This is a genomic window from Carboxylicivirga taeanensis (assembly GCF_051851475.1).
GTDB classification, from domain to species: domain Bacteria; phylum Bacteroidota; class Bacteroidia; order Bacteroidales; family Marinilabiliaceae; genus Carboxylicivirga; species Carboxylicivirga taeanensis.
The window spans coordinates 1-1,721 of sequence record NZ_JBPUSJ010000067.1; the positions used below are offsets into that span (position 1 = coordinate 1).

Sequence of the window (1,721 nt, forward strand, 5' to 3'; positions counted from 1 at the left end):
ATAATGCATAGCAGTCCGGCTCGCTTCGGTTGGGCCGATTCCCGCCTCGATTGTCAGTCCTGTCGGACGGACAATCAGCACCGCGAATCTGCTACTGCATCATGCAGCTAACCGTTGTGCTTCATACCCATCAAAATCCGTACAATTAACAACATGAGTGATTCAAAAATTAAATTGAGTGATTTTTTGAAAATATCACTTTTATTGATTGTTCCACTATTCAAATAGCAGATAGAATTGGGAAAGATATTCACCTAGAAGAACCTGACTACAAGAAGTTACAAGGAATATATCTTGATAGTATAATTGTAGATTATCCCCAAAAAACAACTGATACAATTAGTTTTGCTTATGCTCCTTGTAAAGTTGAGTTAGAGCCTTTGACACCCAAAAGATTAAAATTTACATATTATATTAATGATAGTTTAGTTCATTCTAAAGTATTAAAAGGACACTTCGAAGAAGGATATTTTATGCAAAAAACAAAATTAGGTGTAGAATTTAATTGTGGACCATTATTATGGGGATCTGGTACTGAAAATAAGGCATATGGGATTACAACAGAAAACAATTTAATTATTAAAGAAACACATGGTGGGATTGCTCTTTTTATCATCATTCCATTTTTTGCAGGAGGAGGTGACAGTGAAAATGAATATAAACGAATTGAATAATATAAAGTACGAAAGCACAACAAACCGCAATAAAGAATGCCTTGACTAGCCTGAATTTGGGAGTTTTGCTCCCGCGCGAGCAAAGGCGCAAACAAGAAAGCGAATATACCACACGCAGCGGCACACTTCATGCGGCAAGACGTTGTGCGCAACTGACTGAGAGACCATGAGACATTTTATAATTTCATATAAAAAGCGACCACTTGGAGAAAGTGGAGAATCATGTAAATCGGATTATGATTTATCAAAAGCTTGTGTTGATTGTGGTACAGGTGCTAAATTGATAGGAAATTTAAGAGTAAAAGGATTTTCAAATATTAAAAAGGATTTCTTTGAGACACTTGACGGAGATTATATCATTTCGACAAGACTTTACAACCTGATTAAAGAATATTTCAATGATTTTAATTTATTACAGGTAATTGATTCGAAGAACAATCCTCTTGATTTCTATCATTTCGCAAATAATGTGACATTACCGAGATTTAAAAAAGATTCGACTGGATTTGTAATTGATAGACAATGCCAGACTTGTAAACGTAATGGATATTTTACACACACTGAGATTGGTGATATGGAGAAAAATATTCCGACTGTAATTCATCCATATATTTTCAAGTATGACAAAACTGACTTTGAAAAATATAAATCCGAGTTGATTTTAAATACTTGGGAATGTTTTGGACTTTCAAATAAAATTGCGACAGGAAAGAATGTAATCAGATACGCCAGACCTTTGACTATCGTGAGTGAGAAAATTAAAGATAAATTTGATAGAGAAAAACTTAACGATATTGAATACGAACTGATTGAAATTGAATAAACAGCAGCGCACAACAATGTATATACAAAATAGGCGAAATAGTAGCAAATTCAACGGTTGTAGCCCGCTTCAAAATTGTATCGGTTTGATAAGTTTGAAGCCCGCAATCGCCTACTTTGCATATACTAACCGTTAGGCACCACCCAATATTTTTAAGCCGGATTCGAGGTATTTTTGGGATTCTTGCGGCTTTTGAGAAATTTGCTGCTCACCCACGGGCCAGC

2 protein-coding genes are annotated in these 1,721 nt (G+C 35.2%); both read left to right on the forward strand.

The genetic code is table 11. The features are described 5' to 3' along the window. Positions 1-473 precede the first annotated feature (473 nt). On the forward strand, positions 474-674 hold the full coding sequence (locus ACSX1H_RS19225) for a hypothetical protein (protein WP_439185876.1): 201 nt from the start codon (positions 474-476) through the stop codon (positions 672-674). 166 nt (positions 675-840) lie between these two features. Then, complete coding sequence (locus ACSX1H_RS19230; RefSeq protein WP_439185877.1) at positions 841-1,497, forward strand: hypothetical protein; 657 nt, start codon at positions 841-843, stop codon at positions 1,495-1,497. Positions 1,498-1,721: the final 224 nt, after the last annotated feature.

What these genes read in the sequence shown, in the direction of transcription:
- ACSX1H_RS19225 (WP_439185876.1), top strand. Translation starts at nt 474, where the DNA reads ATGCAAAAAACAAAATTAGGTGTAGAATTTAATTGTGGACCATTATTA.
- ACSX1H_RS19230 (WP_439185877.1), top strand. Translation starts at nt 841, where the DNA reads ATGAGACATTTTATAATTTCATATAAAAAGCGACCACTTGGAGAAAGT.